General features: G+C 69.2%; 26 protein-coding genes. 17 read left to right on the top strand and 9 right to left on the bottom strand.

Annotated elements, in window-relative coordinates; translation table 11 throughout:
- Positions 1-23: 23 nt before the first annotated feature.
- Entirely contained in the window at positions 24-746 is a 723-nt protein-coding gene (locus tag ACZ66S_RS04130; RefSeq protein WP_469899502.1) for a DUF1707 SHOCT-like domain-containing protein, read from the top strand.
- A 157-nt stretch (positions 747-903) separates the two neighbouring features.
- Here ACZ66S_RS04130 and ACZ66S_RS04125 read toward each other — a convergent pair whose 3' ends face one another.
- A complete protein-coding gene (locus ACZ66S_RS04125; RefSeq protein WP_469899501.1) occupies positions 904-2,232 on the bottom strand; it encodes an SGNH/GDSL hydrolase family protein in 1,329 nt (442 codons plus the stop codon).
- Positions 2,233-2,428: 196 nt separating this feature from the next.
- Between ACZ66S_RS04125 and ACZ66S_RS04120 the strand changes: the two genes are divergently transcribed.
- The 3 genes from ACZ66S_RS04120 to ACZ66S_RS04110 all read left to right on the top strand — a co-directional run bounded on the left by ACZ66S_RS04120 (position 2,429) and on the right by ACZ66S_RS04110 (position 6,369).
- Positions 2,429-3,805 carry a DUF445 domain-containing protein gene (locus tag ACZ66S_RS04120; RefSeq protein WP_469899500.1) on the top strand — a complete coding sequence of 459 codons (1,377 nt, stop codon included), beginning with the start codon at positions 2,429-2,431 and terminating at the stop codon, positions 3,803-3,805.
- A gap of 64 nt (positions 3,806-3,869) precedes the next feature.
- A complete protein-coding gene (locus ACZ66S_RS04115; RefSeq protein ID WP_469899499.1) occupies positions 3,870-5,330 on the top strand; it encodes an MFS transporter in 1,461 nt (486 codons plus the stop codon).
- Positions 5,331-5,997: 667 nt separating this feature from the next.
- Complete coding sequence (locus ACZ66S_RS04110; RefSeq protein ID WP_469899498.1) at positions 5,998-6,369, top strand: VOC family protein; 372 nt, start codon at positions 5,998-6,000, stop codon at positions 6,367-6,369.
- A 19-nt stretch (positions 6,370-6,388) separates the two neighbouring features.
- Here ACZ66S_RS04110 and ACZ66S_RS04105 read toward each other — a convergent pair whose 3' ends face one another.
- Positions 6,389-6,691 carry a hypothetical protein gene (locus ACZ66S_RS04105; protein WP_469899496.1) on the bottom strand — a complete coding sequence of 101 codons (303 nt, stop codon included), beginning with the start codon at positions 6,689-6,691 and terminating at the stop codon, positions 6,389-6,391.
- A 177-nt stretch (positions 6,692-6,868) separates the two neighbouring features.
- Between ACZ66S_RS04105 and ACZ66S_RS04100 the strand changes: the two genes are divergently transcribed.
- Positions 6,869-7,294 carry an Hsp20/alpha crystallin family protein gene (locus tag ACZ66S_RS04100; RefSeq protein ID WP_469899680.1) on the top strand — a complete coding sequence of 142 codons (426 nt, stop codon included), beginning with the start codon at positions 6,869-6,871 and terminating at the stop codon, positions 7,292-7,294.
- A 115-nt stretch (positions 7,295-7,409) separates the two neighbouring features.
- On the top strand, positions 7,410-7,844 hold the full coding sequence (locus tag ACZ66S_RS04095; RefSeq protein WP_469899495.1) for a DUF2267 domain-containing protein: 435 nt from the start codon (positions 7,410-7,412) through the stop codon (positions 7,842-7,844).
- A 16-nt stretch (positions 7,845-7,860) separates the two neighbouring features.
- Here the strand turns inward: ACZ66S_RS04095 and ACZ66S_RS04090 are convergent, their stop codons facing one another.
- The gene (locus ACZ66S_RS04090; protein WP_469899494.1) at positions 7,861-8,241 is read right to left on the bottom strand and encodes a hypothetical protein; all 381 of its coding nucleotides are present in this window, start codon (positions 8,239-8,241) and stop codon (positions 7,861-7,863) included.
- 240 nt (positions 8,242-8,481) lie between these two features.
- Here ACZ66S_RS04090 and ACZ66S_RS04085 point away from each other — a divergent pair, with 240 nt between their 5' ends.
- The gene (locus ACZ66S_RS04085) at positions 8,482-9,027 is read left to right on the top strand and encodes an HAD domain-containing protein (RefSeq protein ID WP_469899493.1); all 546 of its coding nucleotides are present in this window, start codon (positions 8,482-8,484) and stop codon (positions 9,025-9,027) included.
- Between the two features lie 54 nt (positions 9,028-9,081).
- Here the strand turns inward: ACZ66S_RS04085 and ACZ66S_RS04080 are convergent, their stop codons facing one another.
- The gene (locus ACZ66S_RS04080; protein ID WP_469899491.1) at positions 9,082-9,498 is read right to left on the bottom strand and encodes an SsgA family sporulation/cell division regulator; all 417 of its coding nucleotides are present in this window, start codon (positions 9,496-9,498) and stop codon (positions 9,082-9,084) included.
- Positions 9,499-9,808: 310 nt separating this feature from the next.
- On the opposite strand from ACZ66S_RS04080, the gene ACZ66S_RS04075 reads away from it, so the two are divergent.
- Complete coding sequence (locus tag ACZ66S_RS04075) at positions 9,809-10,606, top strand: SAM-dependent methyltransferase (RefSeq protein ID WP_469899490.1); 798 nt, start codon at positions 9,809-9,811, stop codon at positions 10,604-10,606.
- A gap of 4 nt (positions 10,607-10,610) precedes the next feature.
- Here ACZ66S_RS04075 and ACZ66S_RS04070 read toward each other — a convergent pair whose 3' ends face one another.
- The gene (locus ACZ66S_RS04070; RefSeq protein ID WP_469899489.1) at positions 10,611-10,913 is read right to left on the bottom strand and encodes a zinc-ribbon domain-containing protein; all 303 of its coding nucleotides are present in this window, start codon (positions 10,911-10,913) and stop codon (positions 10,611-10,613) included.
- A gap of 281 nt (positions 10,914-11,194) precedes the next feature.
- On the opposite strand from ACZ66S_RS04070, the gene ACZ66S_RS04065 reads away from it, so the two are divergent.
- Positions 11,195-11,803, top strand: coding sequence for a dihydrofolate reductase family protein (locus ACZ66S_RS04065; protein ID WP_469899488.1), 609 nt, complete (start codon positions 11,195-11,197; stop codon positions 11,801-11,803).
- Positions 11,804-11,871: 68 nt separating this feature from the next.
- Here ACZ66S_RS04065 and ACZ66S_RS04060 read toward each other — a convergent pair whose 3' ends face one another.
- From ACZ66S_RS04060 to ACZ66S_RS04045, 4 genes are read right to left on the bottom strand one after another with little or no spacing between them, the layout of a single operon-like run.
- A complete protein-coding gene (locus tag ACZ66S_RS04060; RefSeq protein WP_469899487.1) occupies positions 11,872-12,861 on the bottom strand; it encodes a BtrH N-terminal domain-containing protein in 990 nt (329 codons plus the stop codon).
- 12 nt (positions 12,862-12,873) lie between these two features.
- Entirely contained in the window at positions 12,874-13,386 is a 513-nt protein-coding gene (locus ACZ66S_RS04055) for a nucleoside deaminase (RefSeq protein WP_469899486.1), read from the bottom strand.
- Positions 13,387-13,426: 40 nt separating this feature from the next.
- Positions 13,427-13,975 carry a hypothetical protein gene (locus ACZ66S_RS04050; RefSeq protein WP_469899485.1) on the bottom strand — a complete coding sequence of 183 codons (549 nt, stop codon included), beginning with the start codon at positions 13,973-13,975 and terminating at the stop codon, positions 13,427-13,429.
- Entirely contained in the window at positions 13,972-15,687 is a 1,716-nt protein-coding gene (locus ACZ66S_RS04045) for a hypothetical protein (protein ID WP_469899484.1), read from the bottom strand. Before ACZ66S_RS04045 ends, ACZ66S_RS04050 begins: the two co-directional genes overlap by 4 nt.
- Positions 15,688-15,915: 228 nt before the next feature.
- Between ACZ66S_RS04045 and ACZ66S_RS04040 the strand changes: the two genes are divergently transcribed.
- The 8 genes from ACZ66S_RS04040 (at position 15,916) to ACZ66S_RS04005 (ending at position 25,301) form a co-directional block, all read left to right on the top strand.
- A complete protein-coding gene (locus tag ACZ66S_RS04040) occupies positions 15,916-16,059 on the top strand; it encodes a hypothetical protein (RefSeq protein WP_469899483.1) in 144 nt (47 codons plus the stop codon).
- Between the two features lie 18 nt (positions 16,060-16,077).
- A complete protein-coding gene (locus ACZ66S_RS04035) occupies positions 16,078-16,254 on the top strand; it encodes a hypothetical protein (RefSeq protein ID WP_469899482.1) in 177 nt (58 codons plus the stop codon).
- 124 nt (positions 16,255-16,378) lie between these two features.
- The gene (locus tag ACZ66S_RS04030) at positions 16,379-16,771 is read left to right on the top strand and encodes a very short patch repair endonuclease (protein WP_469899679.1); all 393 of its coding nucleotides are present in this window, start codon (positions 16,379-16,381) and stop codon (positions 16,769-16,771) included.
- A 275-nt stretch (positions 16,772-17,046) separates the two neighbouring features.
- Positions 17,047-19,608, top strand: a complete 2,562-nt coding sequence (locus ACZ66S_RS04025) for a Z1 domain-containing protein (RefSeq protein WP_469899481.1) — start codon at positions 17,047-17,049, stop codon at positions 19,606-19,608.
- Positions 19,605-20,630, top strand: a complete 1,026-nt coding sequence (locus ACZ66S_RS04020) for a PD-(D/E)XK motif protein (protein ID WP_469899479.1) — start codon at positions 19,605-19,607, stop codon at positions 20,628-20,630. The genes ACZ66S_RS04025 and ACZ66S_RS04020 overlap by 4 nt, the downstream gene beginning before the upstream one ends.
- Positions 20,627-22,582 (top strand): hypothetical protein, encoded by a 1,956-nt coding sequence (locus ACZ66S_RS04015; RefSeq protein WP_469899477.1) that lies wholly within the window; start codon positions 20,627-20,629, stop codon positions 22,580-22,582. The genes ACZ66S_RS04020 and ACZ66S_RS04015 overlap by 4 nt, the downstream gene beginning before the upstream one ends.
- Entirely contained in the window at positions 22,579-23,475 is an 897-nt protein-coding gene (locus ACZ66S_RS04010) for a hypothetical protein (protein ID WP_469899476.1), read from the top strand. Before ACZ66S_RS04015 ends, ACZ66S_RS04010 begins: the two co-directional genes overlap by 4 nt.
- Positions 23,475-25,301 carry a DUF6339 family protein gene (locus ACZ66S_RS04005; protein ID WP_469899475.1) on the top strand — a complete coding sequence of 609 codons (1,827 nt, stop codon included), beginning with the start codon at positions 23,475-23,477 and terminating at the stop codon, positions 25,299-25,301. Before ACZ66S_RS04010 ends, ACZ66S_RS04005 begins: the two co-directional genes overlap by 1 nt.
- Positions 25,302-25,309: the final 8 nt, after the last annotated feature.

The raw sequence follows: 25,309 nt of genomic DNA, 5'->3' as shown, positions 1-25,309 counted from the left end.
AGCCAACTCGTAGGCTGCTGTGCATGACCGACGCTGTGTCTTCCGGGGGGACACCCCCCGAGCTCCCCGTGCCGGAGCTGCGTGCCTCCGACGCCGATCGTGAGCGAGTCGCCGAGGTCCTGCGGGACGCCCTCGCGGAGGGCCGGCTCGACATGGAGGAGTTCGGCGAGCGGCTGGAGGCGACCTACCAGGCACGGACGTACGGCGAGCTCGCGCCGATCACCCGGGACCTGCCGGTCGGACAGGTCGCCGCTCCCAAGGTCGACATGGTGAAGGGCCCTGACGCCGAAGGGAGTTGGGCGTCCCGGGTCGTCGGCGGCGAGGGTTCCTCGACGTGGGCCGTCGCCGTGATGTCCGGGTTCCAGCGCAAGGGGCGGTGGACCGTGCCCCGGCGCTTCACCTGCTTCGCGTTCTGGGGCGGCGGGGAGATCGACCTGCGGGATGCGAACTTCGCCGCCGGCGAGGTCGAGATCAACTGTGTCGCGATCATGGGCGGCGTGCAGGTGATCGTGCCGCCGGGGGTCGAGGTCGTGGTGCGCGGGATGGGGATCATGGGCGGCTTCGACCACCGCGAGGAGGGCGTGCCGGGTGACGCCGGGGCCCCGCGGGTGGTCGTGACCGGGTTCGCGTTCTGGGGCGGGGTCGGGGTCGAGCGCAAGCTCAGGAAGGCCGACCGGCAGCGGATCCGTGAGGAGCGGCGGCAGGAGAGGCTGGAACGCCGGGAGCTGCGCCGCGGGGAGCACTGAGCGGGCGGCGCGTCCTGCCGGTGGGCGGGTGCGGGTCCGTCGTGGCCGGTCGCGCAGTTCCCCGCGCCCCTGGGTGGGTGCGGTCGAAGCACGTCTCGCGGCACCGACGCGTCTGGGGGCGCGGGGAACTGCGCGACCGGCCCCCACCGGCCCGCGGTCACAGTTTCGCCGCCACCGACCCCTTCAAGAACCGCAGATCGAACGCGTCGGCCATGCGCTCGTACCCCCTGTCGTTGGGGTGGAGTCGGTCGCCCGAGTCGTAGATCGAGCGGAGCAGCCGGGGGTCGTACGGGTCCCGCACCGCCCGGTCGAAGTCGACCACCGCGTCGTAGACCCGGCCCGCACGGATCTCCGCGTTGACGGTCTGCCGGACGCCCTCGCGGGCCTCGGTCCACCCGCTGCGGTCGCCGAAGGGCATGAGGGTCGCACCGACGACCTTGATGCCGCGGGCGTGGGCCTGGCGGACCAGGTCGCGCAGGCCGGCGAGGAGCCGCTGGGGGTCGACGGTGCCCGGCGTGCGCAGGATGTCGTTGATGCCGAGTTCGACGACGACGACCCTGACGTTGGGGCGGTCGAGCACGTCGCGGCGGAAGCGGCGGACGCCGGCCTGGTTCTCCGGGGGACGGGCGTCCACGAGGACCCGGTTGCCCCCGATCCCCGCGTTGACCACGCCGTAGCGGGGCAGGTCCCGGCCGGCGGCGAGCGCGGAGCGCAGGCGCCGGTTCAGGAAGTCCGGCCAGCGGGCGTTCGCGTCGGCGGTGGAGTTCTTGCCGTCGGTCAGCGAGTCGCCGAAGGCGACCACCGTGCCGTCGGCCTCGTCGCTGAGCACGTCCAGCGCGGTGAGGTACCGCCAGCGGTCCACCCGCTCGGTCCAGCCCGTGCCGGTCTCGTCCTCGGTGAGGTCGCCCGGGCCGGCGTACGAGGTCTGCCGGGCCGTCGGGTGGTAGGTGACCGGACCGGACAGGGTGGGGGAGTAGGTGGTGACGAGGACGTCGGCGCCCGCGGGCACGTCCAGGGCGACGGCGTCGCTGAGCACCTGCGCGCCCGCCGCGACGACGACCGTGGTGCTGCCGGCGAACGTGAGCCGCCGTACGGTGCCCGCCTCGGCCGCGGCGGTCCTCGGACCGGCGGCGAGGGCGAGGGAGGCGTGCGTGACGGTCAGCGGGGTCCGGCCGTAGAGATTGGACAGCGTGACGCGGGCACTCGTACCGCCGACGCTGGTGTGGACGACGTTGCGGACGGAGCGGCCCGTCATGCCCTCGGCGAGGGTGCCGGGCTCGGCGCCGACCGGGGCGGCGGACCAGGTGCCGACCCAGACTCCGGCGGAGGCGGGCGCGGCGGACGGGCGTACGGGCCGGGAGCCGGACAGCGAGGTCCGGTCCGCGGTGCCGGTGCCGGCCGCCACCGAGACGTAGACGGCGGTGGACAGGGCCACGATCATGGCGACGATCGAGGCGAGCAGGGCGTAACCATGACGCCGAGTCATGTGGTGCTGTTCTCCTAGGGCGATGGGAGCCCGGGGGCTCCGATCTGATGAACCCATGATGCGGCATGAACCTGAGGAGAAGAGACGAGACTCCCTCCGGTTAGCTCGTCCGGACCGGCGCCGGGAACTCCTGTTCTGCTCCGGGAGTAGGTCAGGAAGGGACAATGTGTGAGGGATCACCGAACGGGTGGAGCGGATGGAACGCACGAAACCTGAGGAAGCGGAACCGTCGGACGCGGAGCGGCGGGCCCCGGAGCGCGGGGCCGTGACGTCCGCGGGCCGGGCCGCCCCCGCGTCGCCCGTCCGTGCGATGAACACCTTCAGCGAGGCCGACCTGGAGAAGCAGCGCGGGGTGCGGCGCATGAAGCTCACCGCGACCGGGCTGCTGCTGCTCGTGGCGGTGGTGTACGTCCTCGCCAAGTGGGCGCACAACTCCGGGGCGGGCCCCTGGGCCGGCTATGTCGCCGCGGCCGCCGAGGCCGGCATGGTCGGCGCGCTCGCCGACTGGTTCGCGGTCACCGCGCTCTTCCGGCACCCCCTCGGCCTGCCCATCCCGCACACCGCGATCATCCCCACCAAGAAGGACCAGTTGGGGGTGTCGCTGGGCGAGTTCGTCGGCGAGAACTTCCTCTCCGAGGACGTCGTACGCCAGCGGCTGCGGGCCGTGGGGATCGGCAGCCGGCTGGGCACCTGGCTGGCCGAGCCCGAACACGCCGACCGGGTCACGGCGGAGCTGTCGGCGGCGCTGCGGGGCGCCCTGACCGTGCTCCGGGACTCCGACGTGCAGGCCGTGGTCGGCGAGGCGATCACCCGGCGGGCCGACGCCCAGGAGATCGCGCCCGGCATCGGCAAGATGCTGGACAAGGTCGTCGCCGACGGCGGGCACCGGCGGGTCGTCGACCTGGTGGTGGCCCGCGCCCACGACTGGCTCGTGCTCCACGACGAGCAGGTCATGGACGCCGTGCAGGGGGGCGCGCCCGGCTGGACCCCGCGTTTCGTCGACAAGAAGGTCGGCGAACGGGTCTACAAGGAGCTGCTGCGGTTCGTGACCGAGATGCGGGACATGCCGTCCCATCCGGCCCGCGGGGCGCTGGACCGGTTCCTGACCGACTTCGCCTCCGACCTCCAGTCCGACACGGACACGCGTGCGCGTGTCGAGCGGCTCAAGGGCGAGGTGCTGGGCCGCGGCGAGGTGCAGGACCTCATCGCGTCCGCCTGGACCGCCGTACGGTCGATGATCGTCTCCGCCGCCGAGGACGAGCGCAGTGAACTGCGGCTGCGGGTGCGGGCGTCGCTGCTGTCGCTGGGGGCACGGATGGCCGTCGACCCCAAGGTGCAGGCGAAGGTCGACGGGTGGGTGGAAGGGGCCGCGGTGTACGTGGTCACCACCTACCGGCGGGAGATCACCTCGCTGATCACGGACACGGTGGCCGGCTGGGACGCCGAGCACACCACCCGCAAGATCGAGGCGCACATCGGCCGCGACCTGCAGTTCATCCGGATCAACGGCACGGTGGTCGGATCGCTGGCCGGGCTGTTGATCTACACCGTGTCGCGGGCGCTGGGGGCGTAGTCGGGCAGGCCGGGGGCACCCGAGTGGTCGTTCGAGGATCGCTCGACGTGGAGGGAGCCCGTCCGTGACCACAGCTCAGGCCGATTCCGGCCGCACCCTGACGACCAACATCCCCGCCAGACTCGACCGGCTCCCCTGGTCACGCTGGCACTGGACCATCGTCATCGGACTCGGCACCGTGTGGATCCTCGACGGCCTGGAGGTCACGGTCGTCGGCAACATCGCGAGCCGGCTGTCGGAGCCGGGCAGTGGGCTGTCCATCTCCTCCGGGCAGGTCACCGGTGTCGCGGCGGCGCTGTACGTGGCCGGGGCGTGCCTCGGGGCGCTGTTCTGGGGGCGGCTCACCGACAAGTGGGGCCGCAAGAAGCTGTTCATGATCACGCTGGCGGTGTACCTGGCGGCCACCGCGCTGACAGCGGTGTCCTTCGACTCCTGGTGGTTCTTCCTGTTCCGGTTCCTGACCGGGTTCGGCATCGGCGGGGAGTACGCGGCGATCAACTCCGCGATCGACGAGCTGATCCCGGCGCAGTACCGGGGCCGGGTCGACCTCATGATCAACGGGAGCTTCTGGCTGGGGGCGGTGGGGGGTTCCCTGCTGTCGATCGTCGCGCTGAACACGGACATCTTCGCCAAGGACGTGGGCTGGCGGCTGACGTTCGCGCTGGGCGCGGTGCTGGCCTTCGTGATCCTTCTCGTACGGCGACATGTGCCCGAGAGCCCGCGGTGGCTGCTGATCCACGGGCAGGACGAGGAGGCGGAACGGATCGTCACGTCGATCGAGGAGAAGGTGGAGGCGGAACGGGGGTCCGCGCTGCCGCGGGCCGAGGGTGAGCTCACGATCCACCAGCGCCGCAGCGTGACGTTCGTCGAGATCGCGCGGACGGTGTTCTCGGACTACCGGCGCCGGTCCGTGCTGGGGTTCTCGTTGTTCATCGGCCAGGCCTTCCTCTACAACGCGATCACCTTCGGGTTCGGGGCGATCCTCACGACGTTCTTCGACGTGCCGACGGGCGACACCGGGTACTACTTCGCCGTCATCGCGATCGGCAACTTCTTCGGGCCGCTGCTGCTGGGGAAGCTGTTCGACACGGTGGGGCGGCGGGTGATGATCTCGTCCACGTATCTGCTGTCCGGGCTGCTGCTGTTCGGTACGGCGTGGCTGTTCGACCGGGGTTCGCTGAGCGCGGGCACGCTGACGGCGTGCTGGTGCGCGGTGCTGTTCTTCGCGTCGGCGGGGGCGTCCAGCGCCTACCTCACGGTGTCCGAGGTGTTCCCGATGGAGACGCGGGCCATGTCGATCGCCTTCTTCTACGCGCTGGGCACGGCGGCGGGCGGCATCAGCGGTCCGCTGCTGTTCGCCGACCTGACGAGCACGGGGAAGGTGGGGGACACGGTGCTGGCCTTCCAGATCGGGGCGGGGCTGATGTGTGCGGCGGGGCTTGTGGCGGCGTTCCTCGCGGTGCGGGCGGAGGGGCGGTCGCTGGAGGACATCGCGAAGCCGCTCACGGCTGCTTCGACGTCGTGAGGTGTGGGGTGTGGCTGCGGCTGGGTGGGGGCGGGCGTTCTGCGCAGTTCCCCGCGCCCCTGATGCCTGCGGCGCAGCCGCCTGTTCGGTGGGGGCTCGTGTAGCGCCTCGGGTCCGGTGGATGGGTCGGTGCCGGGGTGGGGGGTATCCGTCCTCGGTCCGGCGCCTCGGCTGCTTTGGCTGTGCCCTGTAACGGACGCCGGCCGCTGCGGGCGGACACCCCCCACCCCGTCCCCTTCGCGCCGTACGCGTCTGCACGAACGTCCACATGCCCCACCCAGGGGCGCGGGGAACTGCGCGACAAGCCACAACGCACCCGCACCCGCCAGACGGCCGACGGCGGCGCACGGCCCCTAATGACACGGGCGACTGCACCCACTCAGGGGCGCGGGGAACTGCGCGACAAGCCACAACGGGCCCGCACTCGCCAGACGGCCGATGGCGGCGCACGGTCCCTCATGACACGGGCGACTGCACCCACTCAGGGGCGCGGGGAACTGCGCGACAAGCCACAACGGGCCCGCACCCGCCAGACGGCCGGTGGTGGCACATCGTGACGCCGGTGACTGCAGCTCCTCAGGGGCGCGGGGAACTGCGCGACCAGCCCCCACCGACCCGCACCCGCCCAACGACGTACCGTGGCACCACTGGCAGGAAGGAGCCGCTCGTGAGTATCCGCAGGGTCATGCCCGACGTCCACGTCGAGTCAGGGGAGGCCCTCACCGCCAACCGTGACTTCTACGGCCTGCTCGGCTTCGAGGAGGTCATGGACATGGGGTGGGTCGTGACGATGGCGTCGCCCGCCAACCCGACCGCCCAGATCAGCTTCCTCACCGAGGAGCGCACCGCACCCGTCGTCCCCGACCTGAGCGTCGAGGTCGAGGACGTCGACGCCGTGTACGCCCAGGTCGTGGCGTCGGGCGCGGAGGTCGTACGGGAGCTGCGGGACGAGGAGTGGGGCGTACGGCGCTTCTTCGTCCGGGACCCCAACGGCCGGGTCGTGAACGTACTGACCCACCAGGCCGGGGGAGAGGGGTGAGACGGCACGACGCCGTCTCTCAGGCGTTGCGGTCCGCCACCGCCCAGGACGCAAGGGCCACCGCGCCCGCCACGCCGAACACCGCCGGCCACGCGCCGACCTTCTTGGCCAGGGGGTGGGACCCGGCGAAGGCGGCCACGTACGCGGCGGACAGTGCCCCGGCAGCCTTCCCGCCGGCCCGTTCCCGCCACTGCTGGGCCGCCGCGGCCCCGGCGACGGCCAGTACCGCCCCGCCGAGCGGCCGCCTCTTCGTCCAGCGGGCCACGCCGTAGCCGCCGACGAGTCCACCCGCCGCGACCAGCGCGCTGGGAACCTTCGCCATGTCTGCCTCCTGACACTCATCACTCGTGATCGTCACCGCCGACGGTGTCGAGGCTAACTCCGGACCGGGTCCGACAACCGGACCTGAGTCGGGGCTTGTCAAGTTTCCTGGCTCCGAGCTATATAAGAAGGCGTAGGGCATCGCACCCGTGAGTCTGTGGAAAGGAGATGGACCGTGATGCTCATGCGTACCGACCCCTTCCGTGAGTTCGACCGCCTCACGCAGCAGGTTTTCGGTTCCAACGCCCGTCCCGCCGCGATGGCGATGGACGCGTACCGGTCGGGGGACGACTTCGTCGTCCACTTCGACCTCCCCGGCGTCGACCCCGAGACGATCGACCTGGACGTCGAACGCAACGTCCTGAACGTCCGCGCCGAGCGCCGCCTCCCCGCCCCCGAGGGCGCGGAGATGATCGTCGCGGAGCGCCCCACGGGTTCCTTCACCCGGCAGCTCTTCCTCGGCGACACCCTCGACACGGAACGTATCGACGCCTCGTACGACGCCGGAGTCCTCACCCTGCGCATCCCCGTGGCCGAACAGGCCAAGCCGCGCCGCATCCAGATCACGGGCGGCGACGGCGGCCGCAAGCAGATCAGCCGCTGACCGCGGCGGCCGACGAAGAACGTACGAAGACGTACGAAGAACGCACAAGGCAGTCGCGCCCCCGCGGGCCGGCCGGTCCGCCCGCGGGGCGCAACGACCCCCAGGAGACCCGTACATGAGCGCACTCAGCGCGGAGCGAACGACCAGAACGACACGGTGGAGCGACCTCGTCGACGCCGTGCGGGATGCCGGACAGTACGCGAGCACGACGGAGACGGAGCAGGTCGTCCGCGTCGTCCTCTCCGCCCTCGGCGACCATGTCACCGGCGACGAACGTGTCGACCTCGCCCGGGCCCTGCCCGAGGAGGCCGCCAGGCTTGTCGCCTCCCGCATCCCGCTCAACAGGCCCTTGACGGCACCGGAGTTCGTGGACGCGGTGGCCGCCCGCATCGAGGGCGCCACACCGGCGACGGCCCGCTGGCACGTCAGCTCGGTCCTGAGCGTGCTGCCGAAGCTGGTGGGCGACGCGCTCGTCGACCGGCTGCTGTCCCAGCTCCCCGCCGGCTACGCCCTGCTGTTCGGCAAGGCGGAACTGGCTCCCGCGGCCTGACCCGCGTCCCCGGGACCTAGCGGGCCCCGCCCTCGCGTGCCTCGGCGCGCAGCCGCAGCTCCGCAGCGTAGGCGGCGGCGACGGCACAGCCGACGGCGGCGAGGGCGGAGCCCACGGCGACGGGATTGACGTACCCGGGGATCGCCCCGGCCGGGTAACTGCCGCCGCCCTTCAGCTCGCAGTCGAAGGAGAGGGGGAGGTAGCTCACCGAGTAGTCGACGACGTGGACGGCCCGTTCGTCCCCGCGGCACGGGGGCAGCGGGGCGGAGTTCGTGCCACCGTCCTCCGCCTCCAGGACCGCGCCGGCGAGGTGCAGCAGCCCCCAGGCGTACACGGCGAGCGCCGCGAGTCCCGCCAGGACGGCACACCCCCGCAGACGCCGGTGCAAGGACGACATCCCGGCCCCCTGACCGCTCGCTTACGGGTCCGTCGAGTTCAGCAGCACGGAGTGTGAACGGCTGTGGTGGAACCCACAGTTCCGGCAACAGGCCTGTCACAGGCGGGAAGCGGTAAACGGGTGGCGCGGACGGTGTGGGCGGGCGAGTCTTCCCTCACGCACGCAACCCGGGCGAAGGGGAGAGACGTTGGAGGACGAACGTACGCGGGGCGACCGGGAACGACGCCTGCGCGGGGAATCATGAGCGGCACCGGCCGCGCCCTTCTCTACCTCGACGTCGACGGGCCCCTCAACCCCTACGCCGCCAAGGCCCAGCGCCGCCCCGAGGGCTACACCACCCACCGCATGAAGCCCGAGGGCTGGATCGCCCAGCATCCCGGCCTGCCCGCGTCCGCCGTACGGCCCCTGCGGGTCTGGCTCAACCCCGCCCACGGACGCGCGCTGCTGGCCCTGACCGACCGCTACGACCTCGTCTGGGCGACGACCTGGCGCGAGGAGGCGAACACCTGCATCGCCCCCGTCCTCGGCCTCCCGGCCCTCCCGGTCGTCGACTGGCCCACGCCCCCCGGCACCGGCCCGGACGGCACCTTCTGGAAGACCCGCCACCTCGTCACCCACGCCCACGGCCGCCCCTTCGCCTGGCTCGACGACGAACTCGACGACCGCGACCGGCAGTTCGTGACCACACACCACGACGCCCCGGCCCTGCTGCACCACGTCGACCCCCGACTCGGCCTACGATCCCCGGACTTCACCGAACTCGCGAGGTTCGCCGACGGCCTGTGAGAGCGGACTGCCCCAGTACTCGGGTAGGCCCCCCGGCCGTCCGAGGCCGCCGCCTCACACCTCGTCGAGCAGTGCGGCGAGGCCGTGGTCGAGGTCGGGGCCCAGGTCCTCGGTGCCGGGTCCGACGACGTCGTAGGAGCGCAGCAGGAAGCGGCGCAGGGTGGCCGTGCCGAAGCGGATCACGGCGAGACCGAGCGGTGAGTGGAACTCGATGACGGTCCGGGCCCAGCCGCACGGCCGTATGCGCACGTCCCCCTCCCCGGCGAGGGCCTCCAGCCCCTCCTCCAGCAGCTCCCGCCCGAACATCCAGGTCACGGCCTCGCCGTCGGCCGAGATGTGCGCGGGGAAGTCGATGTGCACGGCGAACGGCTCGGCGGCGTTGTACCGCAGCGTGGGGCGCAGCGGGAGTTCCGGGTGACCGGGGGTGGTCAGACGGGCGCGGACGGTCTGGCGCAGGCTGGTGAGGTGCATGGGTGGAGGTCTCCGTCTCGGGTGCGGCGCGGGGCTCGGTGCTTTCGGGTCCATTGCTTTGCGAGTGGCCGGAGTACCGCCTCATTACGCCCCGAGAGGAGCCTGTGATCTGAATCACGGGTGGAATGCCCAGTGATCCCGCCCGGGGGGACGCGGACCCGGAGCTGCCGGCATACCGATACCGGAGACGACCGCGGACCCGCCCCTGATCCAGGAACTTCCGCGCACCGCAAGGGAGTTGCTCGGGGGCAGACGAAGCCGAAGTGAGCCCCGCCGGTCAGTTGTTCGGGGCCGTCCGAGAGGAGCCCCGGTGAGAGATCACGGTTTCCGCGCCGACGAGATCGACACCAGCCGCCCGCACCCCGCACGGATCTACGACTACCTGCTCGGCGGCGAGGACAACTACGAGGTCGACCGCACGGCCGGCGAACAGCTCGTCGCGTCGGCCCCGGAGGCGCGGATCGGCGTACGGGCCAACCGGGCCTTCCTGCGCCGGGCCGTCCGTCACGTCGTCGGCACCGGCGTCCGCCAGCTCCTGGACATCGGCACCGGCCTGCCCACCTCCCCGAACGTCCACGAGACGGCCCGCGAGGCGGCACCGGACGTCCGTGTCGCCTACGTCGACAACGACCCGCTCGTGCACACCCACACCGGCGCCCTGCTCGGCGAGGACGACACGACCGGCGTCGTCCTGGCCGATCTGCGCGACCCGCGGGCGATCCTGGACGACCCCGACGTACGAGCCGTCATCGACTTCGACGAACCGGTGGCCCTGCTCCTGGTCGCCGTCCTGCACTTCCTCACGGACGCCGACAAGCCGCGGGAGATCATCGCCACCCTCCGCGACGTCCTGGCACCCGGCAGCCACCTGATCCTGTCCCACGCCACCGGCGACTTCGCCGACCGCAGCGGGGCGGCGGCCGTCTACAGCAAGGCCACGGCCTCCATGAACCTGCGCACCCGTACCGAGATCGAGCGCTTCTTCGACGGCTTCGAGCTGCTCGATCCGGGCGTGGCCCAGGTTCCGTTCTGGCGCCCGGACACACCCCCGCCGCCCCGCTCGCACGAGATCGGCTTCTACGGCGGGGTGGCCCGCAAGCCCGGCTGAGACCTCAGCTCTGGTACGGCTGCTGCGGCGCCTGACCGCCGTACACCTGACCCCCCTGCCCGCCCCTGGCGGCGGCCTGCGTCTGCAGTTGCTCCGCCTCCTGCGCGCTCACCTTGTTCTCCGCACCGCAGAAGGTGCACTGCGTGGCGTACTTGGTGGAGATCGGGAACAGCGGCACGAAGAACAGCGTGAACTTCGTGACCCGCTTGCGCAGGGTGTGCGCGGCCGGGTTCCCGCACCGCCCGCACACCAGGGTGAGTATCGCGAGCTGGTACAGGTACCCCTTGGTGCCAAAGAGGATGAACATGGTGTTGTCGCCTTCCGGGTCGGTGCTTGAGAGGCAGTATCCCCGCGACCGCCGCCCGACCGCTCGGAGCCCGGGCAGAACACCGTCGCAAGGGCGCACACCAGACCGGTGGCCGGTCCGGCACCGAGTACCGACCCTGCGTCGCGGGGAGTCCCGCAGGAGCAGCCCGACGGCCAGGGACGTACGGCGGGCTGTTCTTCTCTCCGGCATGTCGAAGGAGCCGTTCCCCGATCGACGTGAGAGTGAAGAAGGCACACCAAGGATTCCAGGAGCACCTCGTCATGACCGTAACCGCGGATCTGGCCATCTCCCTCGACGGCTGCGTCGCCGGCACCGACGTCACCCTCGACAACCCCGGTGGAAACGGCGCCGAACCCCTCTTCGAGTGGATCCACAACCTGGCGAGCTGGCGCGAACGCCAGGGCATGACCGGCGGCGCGGAGAACCGCGACTCCGAGCTGATGCGGGAGTGGTTCGACGCGACCGGGGCGGTGGTGATGGGCCGCATGATGTACGACACGGGGGCGGACTTCTGGGGCGACAATCCGCCGTTCCGGACTCCCGTCTTCGTCCTCACGCACCGCCCTCGCCCCACCCTGGTCAAGCGGGGCGGCACGACCTTCATCTTCGTCACCGAAGGCGTCCACAACGCACTCGCCCGGGCGCGGGAGGCGGCGGGGGACAGGAACGTGGACATCGCGGGCGGGGCCAGGACCGTACGCCAGTACCTGCGCGAGGGCCTCATCGACGAACTGCAACTGCACGTGGTGCCGGCCCTGTTGGGGGACGGGCTCCGGCTGTTCGAGGGGACGGGCAGCGGGCGCCTGGAACAGGTCAGGGTGGTGGAGACGCCGTTGGCGACGCATCTGAAGTACCGGGTGGTGAGGTGACGCGAGGTGGCGTGGCAGAGAGGGAACTCGGCTCCCACGGCCGCGACTTCACCCCTCCAGCCGTGCCTTCACCCCTCCAACCGAACGAGTGCCTCCATGCCCTCCCGTTCGATGCGCGCCAATTGCCGGAGAGCGGCGCCGGCCTGCGCGAGGTACTCCTCGTCCCCCGAGTCCCCGGCCTTGTCGATCAGCGCGGCGACTTCCGTCCACAGGGTGGCGGCCTCGGCGTACAGCCGGTGCCCGGTGCGCAGATGATCACTGTCGACGAACTCGGCGCACTCCGCGAGGAAGTCACGGTAGAGATTCCGGAACAGCGCACCCCCCGTACCGCCCCGCTCCATCAACAGGGCGGCCTGCCGCAGATCCCGCCCGGGGTCCTCAGTACGCCGAAGCCACCCGCGTACGGCCGTCCCGGCCTTGTCGATGCCGCGGTGCCCCAGGTTGGCGATGGGCGGATTGAGGAAGGCGCGGGCGCAGCCGGTGACGGCGGGAACGATCCGGGTGTGCGCGGCGGGCAGCCCCGGCGGCACGGTGACCGTGAACGACCGGTGCCTCGCGGTCATGGGTCCCCGCGCGGCCCTGGCCTCGGCCAGACTGGCCAGGCTGGTGGTCACGGCACCGCCCTGCTGGTCGGTGTCCACGAGATGCGCGACCCGGTCGTCATAGCCGTACAGGGCGACGACATGCCCCCCGAAGTGCACCTTCGCCGTGAAGTACTCCAGGTGGTAACTGTCGAGCTGAAGCCCGACGGGCCGCCCGCCCTCGACGGCGTCGACGACATCGGCCCACGCCTTGCGCGGCGAGGTGGTCTCCCGCACCCGCAGCTCGACCCCGAGGACATCCGCCAGATTCCGGCTCAACTCGAACGGCTTCACCCGCCCCCCGAGAAACGGAAACCCCATGTTCCTGCTGTCCCAATAGACGAAGGACAGCCCCCGACCCAGCCCGAAGAGCATGGGCTCGGACAGATCGACACCCTGATGGCGAAGGAGCACACCGAGGGCGGTGGTCTCGCAGTGGTGCAGGGCTCGGGGGGTGATGTCGTTCAGGATGGTCACGCGGTGCTCTCCTCAGAGCTTGGGCTCCACGGGGAACGGCAGCTTGTCCGCCCAGCCGGCCAGGGCCGAGGCTGCGGTCTCGCGGGCCTCGCCGCCCGCGGAGGTCTCCGCGAGGAGGGTCCGTTCGGCATTGGGGAGGGCGAGTTCGCGGTAGTACTGGAGGTCCTCGAAGCCGTTGACGGCGACGTCGTGGCTGGTGGCGGCGTACACGAGACGAGGGAGGCGCGCCCAGTAGCAGGCGGTCAGGCACATGGGGCAGGGCTCGCTGCTCGAGTACATCACCGCGTCTTCCATCAGATGGCGCCCGAGCTTCGCACCGGCTGCCCGCAGGGCCATGACCTCGGCGTGTGCGGTGGGGTCACGGAGCTCGACGACCGAACTCGTACCCGTCGCGACGACTTCGCCGTCGATGACGACGATCGCGCCGAACGGGGTCTTGCCCTCGTCCTCGAGTGCGTGGCGGGACAGCTCGATGGCCTGGGTGAGGAAGTCGTGGTCCTGAGGGGTCTCGGGAGCGTAGGGCACCTTTTCTCCAAGTGTTCCGTCGAGCCGGTTGCGGGTGCGCTTACATGTGGATGGAGGGGTCGGCGTCGCCGAAGGGGCCGTCGAAATCCATGTCGTAGCCGGTGAGGGGCGTGGTCGCTCCGGCGGTGGTGACGGTGTGCAACGCCAGTTCTGCCTTCCGGGGGTCGGTCCAGTTCCCGTTTTTCAGCAGTTCGACCATATCCGGGATGTCTGCGCCGGACTGGTCGCCGCGGAGGATGAGCCGGTGGATGCGCGGGACGGCGGACGAGCCGGCCGGGCAGAGCAGGACGGCGGTGGCGGACAGCCGTTCGTGCCACTCGGCGAAGGCCCGGTCGACAGCGGGCGGCCGGGAGACGGTCTCGGGGGTGAGAGGGAGGTTGTGCAGGATGACGCGGGTGAGGGCGAGACGGTCCCCGCGTCGCAACTGGGCGGTCATCAGGGCCAGGTCGACCTCGTTGCGGAAGGCCGTGAACTCGGGTCGGAGCCAGACCTGACCGCATTGCACGACCACGGCCGCTGTCACGTGCGGAGCTTCGAGCTCGGCGAGACGTTCACGCCAGGAGGCCATGTCCACGACGGGTTCGGTCACGTTCCCTCCCGGGTGTGGGCGCCCACCAGTTGGAGGACGGTCAGGCCGGTGACGAGAGCCTCGACGGGGTCGCCCTCCTCGGCGGCTCCGGGCAGGACCCGGTGGGCGAGGCGAGCGGTCGCGTGCAGGGCGGGAGCGGGGAGTACGGCGAGGAAGTCGCGCAGTTCAGAGGCGCTCTCGCCGGGAGCCAGCGGGGCGAGGCGGCAGGCGACGGCGAGCACCATGGCGGCCGGCCGGCGCTGAGGTTCGACGAGGGGGACAGGCAGGCGGTAGGTGCGGCCGCCTCGGGCCTCCCGTATCCCCGCGCCGGCCGAACCGGGAGGGTCGGCGCGGCAGACGAGGCTCAGGAGCGCCTCGCGGGCCCCGGCCGCCGTGGTGAAGTAGCGGTGGGTGGCGAAGGTCCGCAGATAGGCACCCAACAACTGGTGGTCGGGCGTGAATTCGGGGCGTATCAGTTCCGGTGGATGAGGCAGCCGGGCGTCGCGCAGGGTCGCGAGGGCAGTCACCGAGACGAGGGCCCAGAAGTGGTCGTAGTCCTCCACCGGACCGAAGGCACGTCGGGTGGCGTCGGCTTCGGGCGTCGAGACGCGGCCTTGGTCGCCGTACAGGGACTGCCGCAACTGGCTGAGGATGGAGGCCCCGTCCCAGTAGTTCCCCATGAACTTGGTGCCGGTGAGGAGCTCGTACGTCCCGTACAGCGCGCCTGCCTGGTGGGCGCCGTGGAACTCGGTGAAGTCGCCGGTCCACAGCAGAGCTTGGAGCGGGCTGGTGAGTATGGAGCCGAGTTCGTCCTGGTGCGCGGCGGACTTGGGGTCGGGGTCGACGCAGCGCAGGATCCTCAGCCGGGCATCGGTGGTGAGCGCGGTCAGCTCACGGGCGGCCCGACTGCCGGCGACACCACGTACGGACATCAGCAGTGCGGTGTTGGCGAGCCACGCCAGGTAACGGCTGAGGGCGCCGAGCGGCGGGGCGGGGTCGGACAGCCGTCGGCAGTGACCGATCACGGAGTCGATGAGCGCGTGGGCGCAGGAGACGACCTGGATCGGGTCGGCACCGCCGGCGAGAGTGGCCCGCGCGAGGCGGTGCAGCACGTCGAGATGCACGGTGATGGCGTCGTCGAGGGCCTCCACCGGCACCTCGGCCCCCACCAACTGGTCGACGAGATGCTGGATCGCGGTCGGGTCGTTGCCGGTGGCGGCCTGGCTCACGGTCCCCAGGTAGGAGTTGACGATGGGATCGTGTTCGAGATTGCCTGCTCCAGTGCCTCGGCCGGCTCCCGGGCCGGAGAGTGCCTCGGCCAGGGTGCGGCGCAGCAGTCGATTGCGTCCGCCGATGCTGGCCAGCCCGAAGAGCCGTACGAAGGAGAAGACTCCGTAGATGTTGGCCAGCAGGAACAGCAGCGCGCCGTAGGTGGCACTGGTGGCGTTGCCGCCGAGCAGTCCGCAGCCGGTGAACAGCGCGGCGAACCATCCGATGAGCACCCACTCCCGGAACGCGATGTGCCCGTCGATCGCCCGTAACGACGGCCAGGAACTCGCCGCGGAGAAGGTCAGAGCGAAGATGACCGCCTCACCGGTCAGCAGGGTCGCGAAGAACGCGACGCTGAACTGGGTCGCGTCGACGACGTCGTCATGGGCCCGGGGGTAGGCGAGAGCGAGAAACGCGAGGCCCACGGCGCACAGGAACAGCCAGATCTGTCTCCATACCTGCACTGTCGCCCCGCGTCCCGTGAGCATCGGTGGTGTGGCTCAACTCTTGCAGGGATGACGGGAGTTGCCAACAGGTGAACGGGTTGGGTCGGAGCGGACGGATCGGTTCGGCACGTTGAGGTGCCCGCATGGCCGAGGGGCTCAGGACTACGCGTTCTCAGGGCGACGGCGGGCGTGCCGGCCGCAGCCCGCTGTGGACAACTTCGGCAAGCACTGACTTTTCATACTCGCATGGCCGGTACCAGCCTCGTCTTCCTCGGCCAAGCGAAATGCATACGTCCGGACGTCACTGTCTCCGCCGAACAGATAGCGCGAGTGGTCGCCAACCTGCGCCGCGGCTGGATCGGTGCCTACGTCACCACCGGAGCCTTCTAGGAGCCGGCGCAACTCGAAATGGTGGAGGACCAGTACCCGGTTGTTCTCGTCAACGGCACGGATCTGGCGCGGGAGTTGCGCAGCATGGCCCGAGACGATCACGGCAACGACCTCGCGGCGTGCCTTGACCACATCCTGTACGCCCAAGGCGTACCGATCACCAGCCGGCGTCCCGAGGAGATCCTTCTGGAGTGAGTCCGTCGGTCTCGTGGCCCGGTGGTACGCCTGGGGAGGACGGGGCAGGGTTTGCACGTGACCGTGGACGCGGGAGACTGGTCGCATGCACCCGATTGCATCGTCGGCAGCCGTTGCAGCTCGTATGAGTCGCCAGGCGTCACGGAACACTCAGCCCGAGCTGATCGTACGACGCCTGCTGCACGCCCAGGGGCTGCGGTACCGCGTGCACTATCCGGTACCTGGCATGCCGCGGCGGAGCATGGACATCGCCTTCAGCAGGTTGCGGATCGCAGTGTTTCTCGACGGTTGCTACTGGCATGGCTGCCCGGAGCACGCCACGCATCCGCGGGCCAACGCCGAGTGGTGGCGCACGAAGCTCGAACGGAACATTGTGCGTGACCGTGAGACGACCGACCATCTGACTGCTGCTGGTTGGACAGTACTGAGGTTCTGGGAGCACGAGTCGGCCGATGATGTCGCCCACCGGATCGAGGCCACGGTGCAGTCGCGCAGATCGGCCTCGGGCGACTCCTGACCCGGGGGCCCGCGCTGTCGGCATGCCGTCCCTGGCTGTGGCGAGTCCGTGTCTCCGCGTGGACTTCGTGAAACGCCGGGTCGCCGGACCGAATCGGGGCCACGATTCCGCGTATCAGGACCTGCCCTGCACAATATCGTGTAGATATTGTGTGCACGGGGGCGTGTCCTGGTGCATTTCAAGGTGCCTGTGTCGCGGGACGGCTGAACGACGAGGCGCAGCACCTCGCAGTCCAGTTGTCTCCAGCGAACAGAAACGGGGAACGGTCGACTCCCATGACCGATGAACTCGACGGAATGTACGACACGTTCAAGGCCCTGCTCGACTCCTTTCCTCCGGCGGAGGCGGTCAAGCGGCTGGAGCAGTTCGGCATCACGGCGGAGATCGTGCAGCAGATCCGCGAGCGGCACGAGCAACAGACGATCCGCATCAAGGAGCTCGAGGAACCGCACGCGGTCATCCTCGGCAACCGCGACACCTGGTACACAGGACCGCAGGCCAAGGACAAGTGCTGGCCGGCGATCGTCGACCTGCTGCGCAAGGACGGCTGGCCCCAGGACCCGGCGATCAAGAGCCTCGACGACTCCTCGACGCGTGTGGTCTCCTTGTTGAACCATCCGAAGGAGAAGTCCTTCTCCACACGGGGCCTCGTGGTCGGTTATGTGCAGTCCGGGAAAACCACCAACTTCACCACCGTCATGGCGAAGGCCGCGGACCGCGGCTACAAGCTCTTCATCGTGCTGGCCGGTATCCACAACGGACTTCGTCGACAGACCCAGGCCCGGCTCGTGCAACAGCTCGTGGAGCCGAACCCCTCCATGTGGTCGCAGTTGACCGGGTTGGAGACGGACTTCACTCCACAGGAGAATCCGGCTTCCTATTTCGGCAAGAGCAACAAGACGCACGTGCTGTGCGTGGTGAAGAAGAACGCGACGGTCCTGCGCAAACTCGCCAAGTGGCTCGAGAAGGCCTCTGCCTACCTGGAGGACTGTCCTGCGCTGATCATCGATGACGAGGCCGACCAGGCCACCGTGGCCACGGCGTCGATCAACCCGCTGATCCTGAGCATCATGAGTCACCTGCCCAAGTCGGCGTACGTCGGCTATACGGCCTCCCCCTTCGCGAACCTGTTGATCGACCCGAGCGCCGAGGACCTCTACCCCAAGGACTTCGTCGTCAACCTGCCCCAGCCCGCAGGGCACTTCGGCACTGAGGTCCTCTTCGGTCGCTACGCCCTCGACGGCGAGGATCCGGAGCAGGTCGACGACGGGTACGACATGATCCGCTCGGTACCCAAGGACGACGTTCCCGCAGTGCGCCCCAAGACCAGGGCCGACGTCGAGGGCTTCGAGCCGTACATCACCGACACGCTGCGACGAGCCATCGAGTACTTCTGGTTGGTCACCGCGGCCCGACGCGTGCGCGGCACCGGCAACCCGCACAACACGATGCTGATCCACACCAGCGTCAACACTGCTGTCCACAACAGCTTCAGGAGGCCCCTGGAGTTCCTGCGCAAGCGCGCCGCGCGGTCCCTGGAGAGCTCCGACTATCTCTCGGGACTGCGTGCTCTGTGGGACACGGAGACCACGCGCGTCCCGGCTCAGGACTTCGGCGAGACGAAGGTGCCGTTCGAAGAACTGGTCCCGCATCTGTCCGGGGTGCTCGATAGCTGTCGCGTCATCACGGACAACTCCAGCAGTGAGGACCGTCTCGACTACGAGAACGGACCCGTGGTCGCGATCGCGGTGGGCGGCAACACTCTCTCGCGGGGACTCACCCTCGAAGGGTTGTCCGTCAGCTACTTCGTCCGTTCCGTCTCGGCGTACGACACTCTGCTCCAGATGGGGCGCTGGTTCGGCTTCCGCAACGGGTACGCCGACCTGCCGAGGATCTGGATGACCGACGAGCTCGCCGAGTGGTTCCGGCACCTGGCCACGGTCGAGACCGAGATGCGCCGAGACATCGACATCTACATGACCGAGGACGAGAACCCGAAGACGTTCGCGGTGCGCCTGCGTACGCACCCCTCGCTGCGCGTGACCGCTGCCGCCAAAATGCGTGATGCCGTCGTTGCAGCCTCCTCGTACGGCGGCCAGCGAGTCCAGACCCACTACTTCCACACGAACGCCGAGTGGTTGCGCGACAACATCGCCGCCGCGCAGACGTTGGTCACCGCCGCGGTCTCGAATGCCCGTCGCGTGGAGACGCGGCCGGCAGAGGGACGGTTCGTCTTCCGCGACGTTCCGCACGACTTCGTGCTCGACTTCCTGTCGAACTACGAGTTCCACAAGAAGTCCCCGGAGAACGACGCCAAGCTGATCGCCAACTACATCCGCAAGCGGGTCGTCGCGGGTTCACTGGGTCGTTGGAATGTCGCCATTGTGGGCAACCCTGCGGGAAAGGGCGAGGACTTCACCTTCGCTCCCAACGTGACCGTCGGGCGGAACAACCGTGCTCGCCTTGCCCTGGAGAATCCTGACCCGGACTTCGCGGACATCAAGACCCTGATGAGCCGCCGGGACGCAGCGGTCGACCTCACAGGGGACATCGGGAAGCTCACCGAGAAGGAGATCGCGAAGGAACGGCGAAAGCAGCTCCCCGACACAGGACTGCTGGTTCTGTACCCGATCGACAAGCTCTCTGCGCCCAGCCCGTCGAAGAGGCTCCGAGCGCCGCTCGACGCGGAGGAGCACGTGATCGGCGTCGGCCTGGTCTTCCCCAAGCCGGATGACGGCGACAGCACGGTCGAGAGCTACATCTCGGCGGACCTGTCCAAGGTGAACGTCGAAATCGAGGAGGACGACTACAGCCTTGTCGACGGTGAGGACGCATGAACGAGGATGAGTTCCGTGGCCTCGTCGAGCAGCACTGGGCGGCGCTGGAGGCCGAACGCACGACCGGGGAGCGTCGGTTGCGGGTGGCGGAACTGTCCGTCGACACCGCCGGCGGCACGCTGGCGGTGGCCGTTGACCACGACGGGCACCGCCATCTCCTGGTGCCGATCCACACGCACATAAAGGTTCGTACCGGCCTGGACGGTCCGGTGCTCCGGCTGCGCAAGCGCCCCTTGGAGGATGCGGACAGCTACCAGACCTACGCGGATCTGGGCTGCCTGCGTGACGATCTCAACGATCTGTTCACCGAGCTGTGCGTGGACGTGTTGGAGGAAGCCCTCGCATTGTCGGCCAATCCAGTCAAGGCGCTGTACCGGGTGCTCGACCGCTGGAAGTCGCTCTTCCGGACGCAGGGTCCGCCCCTGGGGCCGCAGGAATTGGCCGGACTCTTCGGAGAGTTGACGGTGTTGAACCGTCTTCTTGCCAAGGATCCGAGCGCACACCGGATCTGGCACGGGCCCCAGAAGTACCGGCACGATTTCTCGGCCGCGTTCAACGCCGTTGAGGTGAAGGCGAGTACGAGCACCGAGGGCCGGCGAGCGCGGATCCATGGGCTCGACCAACTCGAAGCACCGGTCGGTGGAACGCTCTGTCTGGCCTGGTTCCGGTTGCACCGCACCACGACGAGCGGATTGGGCACGCGATTCGTCGATTCGGTGGACGAAGCCCTTCGGTTGTGCGACGACGAAGGAGCAATCCTCGAACTTCTCGCGAAGGCCGGTTACCGGCTCGCCGACGCCGACCTCTATGAGGACGTGCGTTTCGTGATCGGTGAGGAGCGGTGGTACCGAGTCGACGCGGACTTCCCGGGCCTGACCGGCGAAGCGCTCGCCACGGCCGGTGTGCCGGTGTCCGTCCTGGACGTCGAGTACACCATCGACCTGTCCGGTGAGCTTCCCGCACCGATGGGGCCCGAGCAGGTGTCCCGAGTGATCGAGAGCCTTGTCCAGGAGCCCGCGTGACCGAGCCTCGCTGGTTCTCCCAGCCGTATCCGCCGGAAGGTGCCAGCGCCGCCGAAGGCATCCGCAACCAGCTCGGACGCCCGGAGCTCGATCTGCTCACCATCCTGGTGCGTGAATCCGCGCAGAACAGTTGGGACGCCCGGATCGAGCACTTTCCCGATCCGGTGGACTTCCGCATCGACATGTGGACGGTCGGCCCGGCTCACGCCGGCGCTTGGCGAGAGCTTCTCCTCGACGGCGCACCCGTGAGCGCGGAACACTTTCCGTTGCGTGAGACCCTCAGGCACCGTCCCGCCCGAGTACTCGCCGTCTCCGACCGCGGAACCAGAGGGCTCGGCGGCCCCACGCGCGCCGACGATGCCGTCGGCCCCGAGCGCGACTTCGTCTCCTTCATCCGCAACATAGGGGAGCCCCGCGACACCGCCCTCGGCGGCGGTACGTACGGATTCGGCAAAGGCATCTTCTACCTGCTGTCGGGCTCAGGAACCGTCCTCGTCCACTCCCGATGCCGTACGCCTCAGGGCGGCTACGAGACACGGCTGATCGGCTGCACCCTCTGGAAGAGCTACGTGGCCCAGGAGGGTGACGGGGAGCGCCGATACACAGGCCGGCACTGGTGGGGCGACACCTCAGGAGAAGTCGTCGAACCGTTGATCGGCCCGGCGGCGGAGGCGGCAGCCCAACATCTCGGGCTTCGAGGGTTCGGTCCGGAGGAGACCGGATCGACCATCGTCGTCATCGACCCCAATCTGGACGAACTGGAACCGGCCGCAGCAGCCGACTACTTGGCCGAAACCATCGCCTGGCATCTGTGGCCCAAGATGATCTCTGCGGACGGCAAGGGGCCGGCAATGCGCTTCTCCGTCACTTGTGACGGGATCGAACACCCCGTGCCTGACCCACGGGACACACGTCCGCTGAACATGTTCGTCGATGCGTACGAGGTGATGACGGGGCCGGGCGGCAAGGATCTTGCGTGTCTCAAACCGAAGCAGCACCTCGGGCGACTCGGGCTGGTGAAGCGGATCATGCCACCGCTGGAGCCAACGCGAGCCGCCCGTATGCTCGACATCGAGGATCTTGTGCATCACGTCTGCTTGATGCGGCCCGCGGAACTCGTCGTCACCTACCACGCAGGGCCGAAGCCGCCGAGCGTGAACCTGGGCTATGCCGGGGTCTTCCGCGCGGACGAGACCATGGACGACGTCTACGCGAAGGCCGAGCCGCCCACGCACGACGCCTGGCACCCGCAGTCGCTGGACCGGCCCGAGAGCACCTTCGTGAGGACGACGTTCCAGCGCATCGGCGAGGCGTTGAGCGATCTGCTGTCATTGAGCGGGAGCGCTCGCTCCGGCGCCGGCAATGTCGCGCTGGGGGCGGCCAGTTCCTTCTTCTCCGGTCTCGTGGGCGGAGCCTGGGGCATTGGGGGGGCCACGGCCTATTCCAAGCCGGGCAGCACCGCCACACGCGCCGCGAAGCAGGAGGAGCGCTCCCGCCGTACGACAGGCAGTCCTGCAGCCAACGGCACATTGTCCGGCCGTGAGGAGGGACACTCCGCCGGCCCGACCGGTTCAGGTGCTCAGGGAGAGCCGTACGGGACGAGCACCGTACGGCGGCGCCCGCGTGTGCAGTACGTGGGGGAGCCGTACTACGAGGATCGCGGCGACGACGAACTGCTCGTCCAGGATTTTCGCCTGCCCATGGACGGCGCGCAAAGGGTTCGCATCGACCTCGCCATCACGCTCCCCGGAACCGGCGGGCGTGAGACCGATCCCCCGATCGGGGCGAGCATGCCCGCCCTGGTCGGCTGGGAGGACGGTGACGGTCGTCTGCACACCGTCGACGCGTGCGTCATCGAGGGCGGCGAGACCGTATGGCGTGCACTCGTACGCCCGGCCCCGGACACCGTGACCGAGATCGGCATCAAGGTCGAGGCGGTGAAGGAGTCGTGACCCGCCGTGTTCTTCCGTACCGCGTACCGTCCGAGGATGTCGTCACCGCCGAGCCGTGGCTGCTGGTGACCGAGGACGGTGAGGTCCCGATGCCGCAGGCGCTGCCCGACTGGGACTATCAGATGGACCTGCACCTCCGCCGGACCGTCACTGTCGATCTCGATCGCGCACGTGCCCAGACGGGCCTGCCGAGCGATGCGGCACTGACCCTCGCCGTGGTGTGGACAGCCACCGGTTCCAACCTCAGCGGACCGGCGGAACATGCGCGTCTGGCCGACAGCGGCACGATCATCGCGGAGTTCGACATCGTCCTGCGCGGCGCGGATCTGGGCGGTCTGCTCGCACTCGACACCGCGCTTGTCCTGGCCGAACGTCGTCCTGATGCCCGCCCGTCCTCGCCTCGTCGTGCAGGCTCGGTGCTCTGGAGCGATCGGGAGGAGCTGCGCCTGCAAGGTGACGCACCGCAGTTCCCCATGGCGGTGATCGATTTCTCGCTGACGTCATTCCCCGACGAAGCCGCATGGCACCTGCAGATCAGCGGCGGCTTGGAGAACGCAACCATGGGCTCGTTGCTCCTGCTCGTCAACGAGCGAAACACCGTCACCGCCACTGCGTTCGAGAACGCAGGCAAGCCCCGCCCGGTCGATCGTGTCGTTCTCTCCGCGGTGTACGCGGACACCGCACGCACCATGATCGAGCATGCGCTGGCCAACGACGACTTCAGCGAGGACGGCGATTTTCCGGAGGGTTCCCTCGGCGCGACCATGGTGGGTCTCTTCGACCGGCTCTTCCCGGATCAGTCGGTCACCGACATCCGCCTGCGGCAACGACAGTCGCCTTCTCTGTTCGCCTCGGATCTGCAGGCGGCGGTCAAGATCTTCGAGGGGGCGTGATGAGCTTCCTGTACCCCCGACTGCTCGCGGAGCAGGCCAAGCCGCTCTTCGAGGAGTACCGGCACCTGCCGATCTCCGAACTGGCCGGTCGCGTCGATTTCTCCCACCCGTCGGCGGTCTACGTGGCCACCGGCGGGGACAGGATCTCCACCGCCCAGCTCCGCGAACTGCGTGCAGCAGTCGTGGACCTGGCCAAGAGTGCGGGCTTTCCCGACGACTCCGATCGTGCACGCAACGCCGAGTTCGACCTCCGACTTGCTGCTTTGCTGCACGCCGAGATGGGAGTGGTCCCTGCCGAGGCTGCTTCTCGGGACGTCTGGGTTTTCCTTGCCCTTGTCGTCCTGCCGGATGTGGCGTTCTGGCGTTATCCCGAGCCGCCGACGGACCGTGTCCTCGGCACGGACCTCACCCGTCATGTCCTCGGTCGCCTGTGGTGGCGCGCCCAGCTTGTTCGAGCATCCGACGATCCGGAGCCGTACGGTGCGCTCAGCATCCTCGGGGAGGCGGCGTTCGACCAGATCTACGCCCGACGTGCCGCACTCGGCGGTAGTCCGCACATGGTTCGCGCAATTCTCCGTGTCTGGAAGGATCTCGATCTCCAGGGCCTGAACGAGCGGGAGACGCTTCGCGATTTCCTGAAAAGGTTGCTCAGGCTCGCACCGTTCGTGCTCTTCGACGGGATCGAGGAGCGCGCCCTGGACGACGAACTTCGGTCGGTGGCCCAGGAATCTGTCGATGCGCAGCGCCCCGCGTCGTCGCTTGCCGAGCGAGACGGGCCCCGGAGCGCAGCGTTTGTCGATGCCGCGCATCCCGCCACGTCAGAGGAAACGCCCCCTGCATCGGTGCAGCCCGTCCCGGCGGCACCGGCCGAAGCCCGTCGTTTTCGTTCCGTCGAGGTGTGCGCAGGATGTGGCGCACAGGCGCTCGGCCTGGAGCGGGCCGGATTCGATCCTGTGGTGCTCATCGACAGCAAGGCCGATGCCTGTTTCACGATCGGGGGGAACAGGCCCGAATGGGACACCATTTGCATCGACCTCTTGGAGTTCCCCCTCGACGAGCGCCCGGACATCAGGGGCGTCGACCTTCTCAGCGGCGGCCTTCCACGGGTCAAGTCCATGGCAACGGTCGGTCGTGACGAGGACACCGAGGAGCGCAGGGTTCTGCGGGCCGTGATCGCACTGGTCCGCTCGGTGAAGCCGAAGGCCGTGCTGTTGGAGAACGTCCCGGACCTGGCGGAAAGCCCGGAGTTCGAGATCGATCGTGAGTGGATAGGAGAGCAACTCGGAGAAGCCGGGTACCGCACGACGTGGAAGATCCTCAACGCAGCCGACTTCGGTGTGCCGCAGAATCGCCGGAGCAGCTTCCTCGTCGCCTTGCAGGAGCCGTATTTTCCGCGTTTCTCGTGGCCGGAGCCGGACGGCAGGCCCGCTCCGACCGTGGGGCAGGTGCTCGGCCCCTCCATGGCCTCGCGGGGTTGGCCGGGAGCCGAGGAGTGGGCCAAGGGTGCAGACCGCATCGCACCCGCACTCGTCGGCGGATCCGACCGGAGAGGGGGCGCCGACCTGGGGCCCACCGGGAGCAAGAAGGCGTGGGCCGTGCTCGGTGTGAACGGCAACAGCGTGGGCGATGAGCCTCCAGGCGCGGACTTCCCGTCGGGTGAGATGCCCAAACTGACTGTGGAGCAAGCCGCACGGATCCAATCGATCCCCGAGGAGTGGACCTTCGCCGGTGGGAAGACGTCCCGCTACCGGCAGATCGGCCACGCCATGCCCCCACCCCTTGCCACTGCGGTCGGACACGCCATCGCCGCGGCCCTACGAAGCTAAGATCGGGC

It is taken from the genome of Streptomyces sp. NPDC107471 (assembly GCF_055582845.1).
This window is presented reverse-complemented; position numbering and strand designations above follow the sequence as displayed.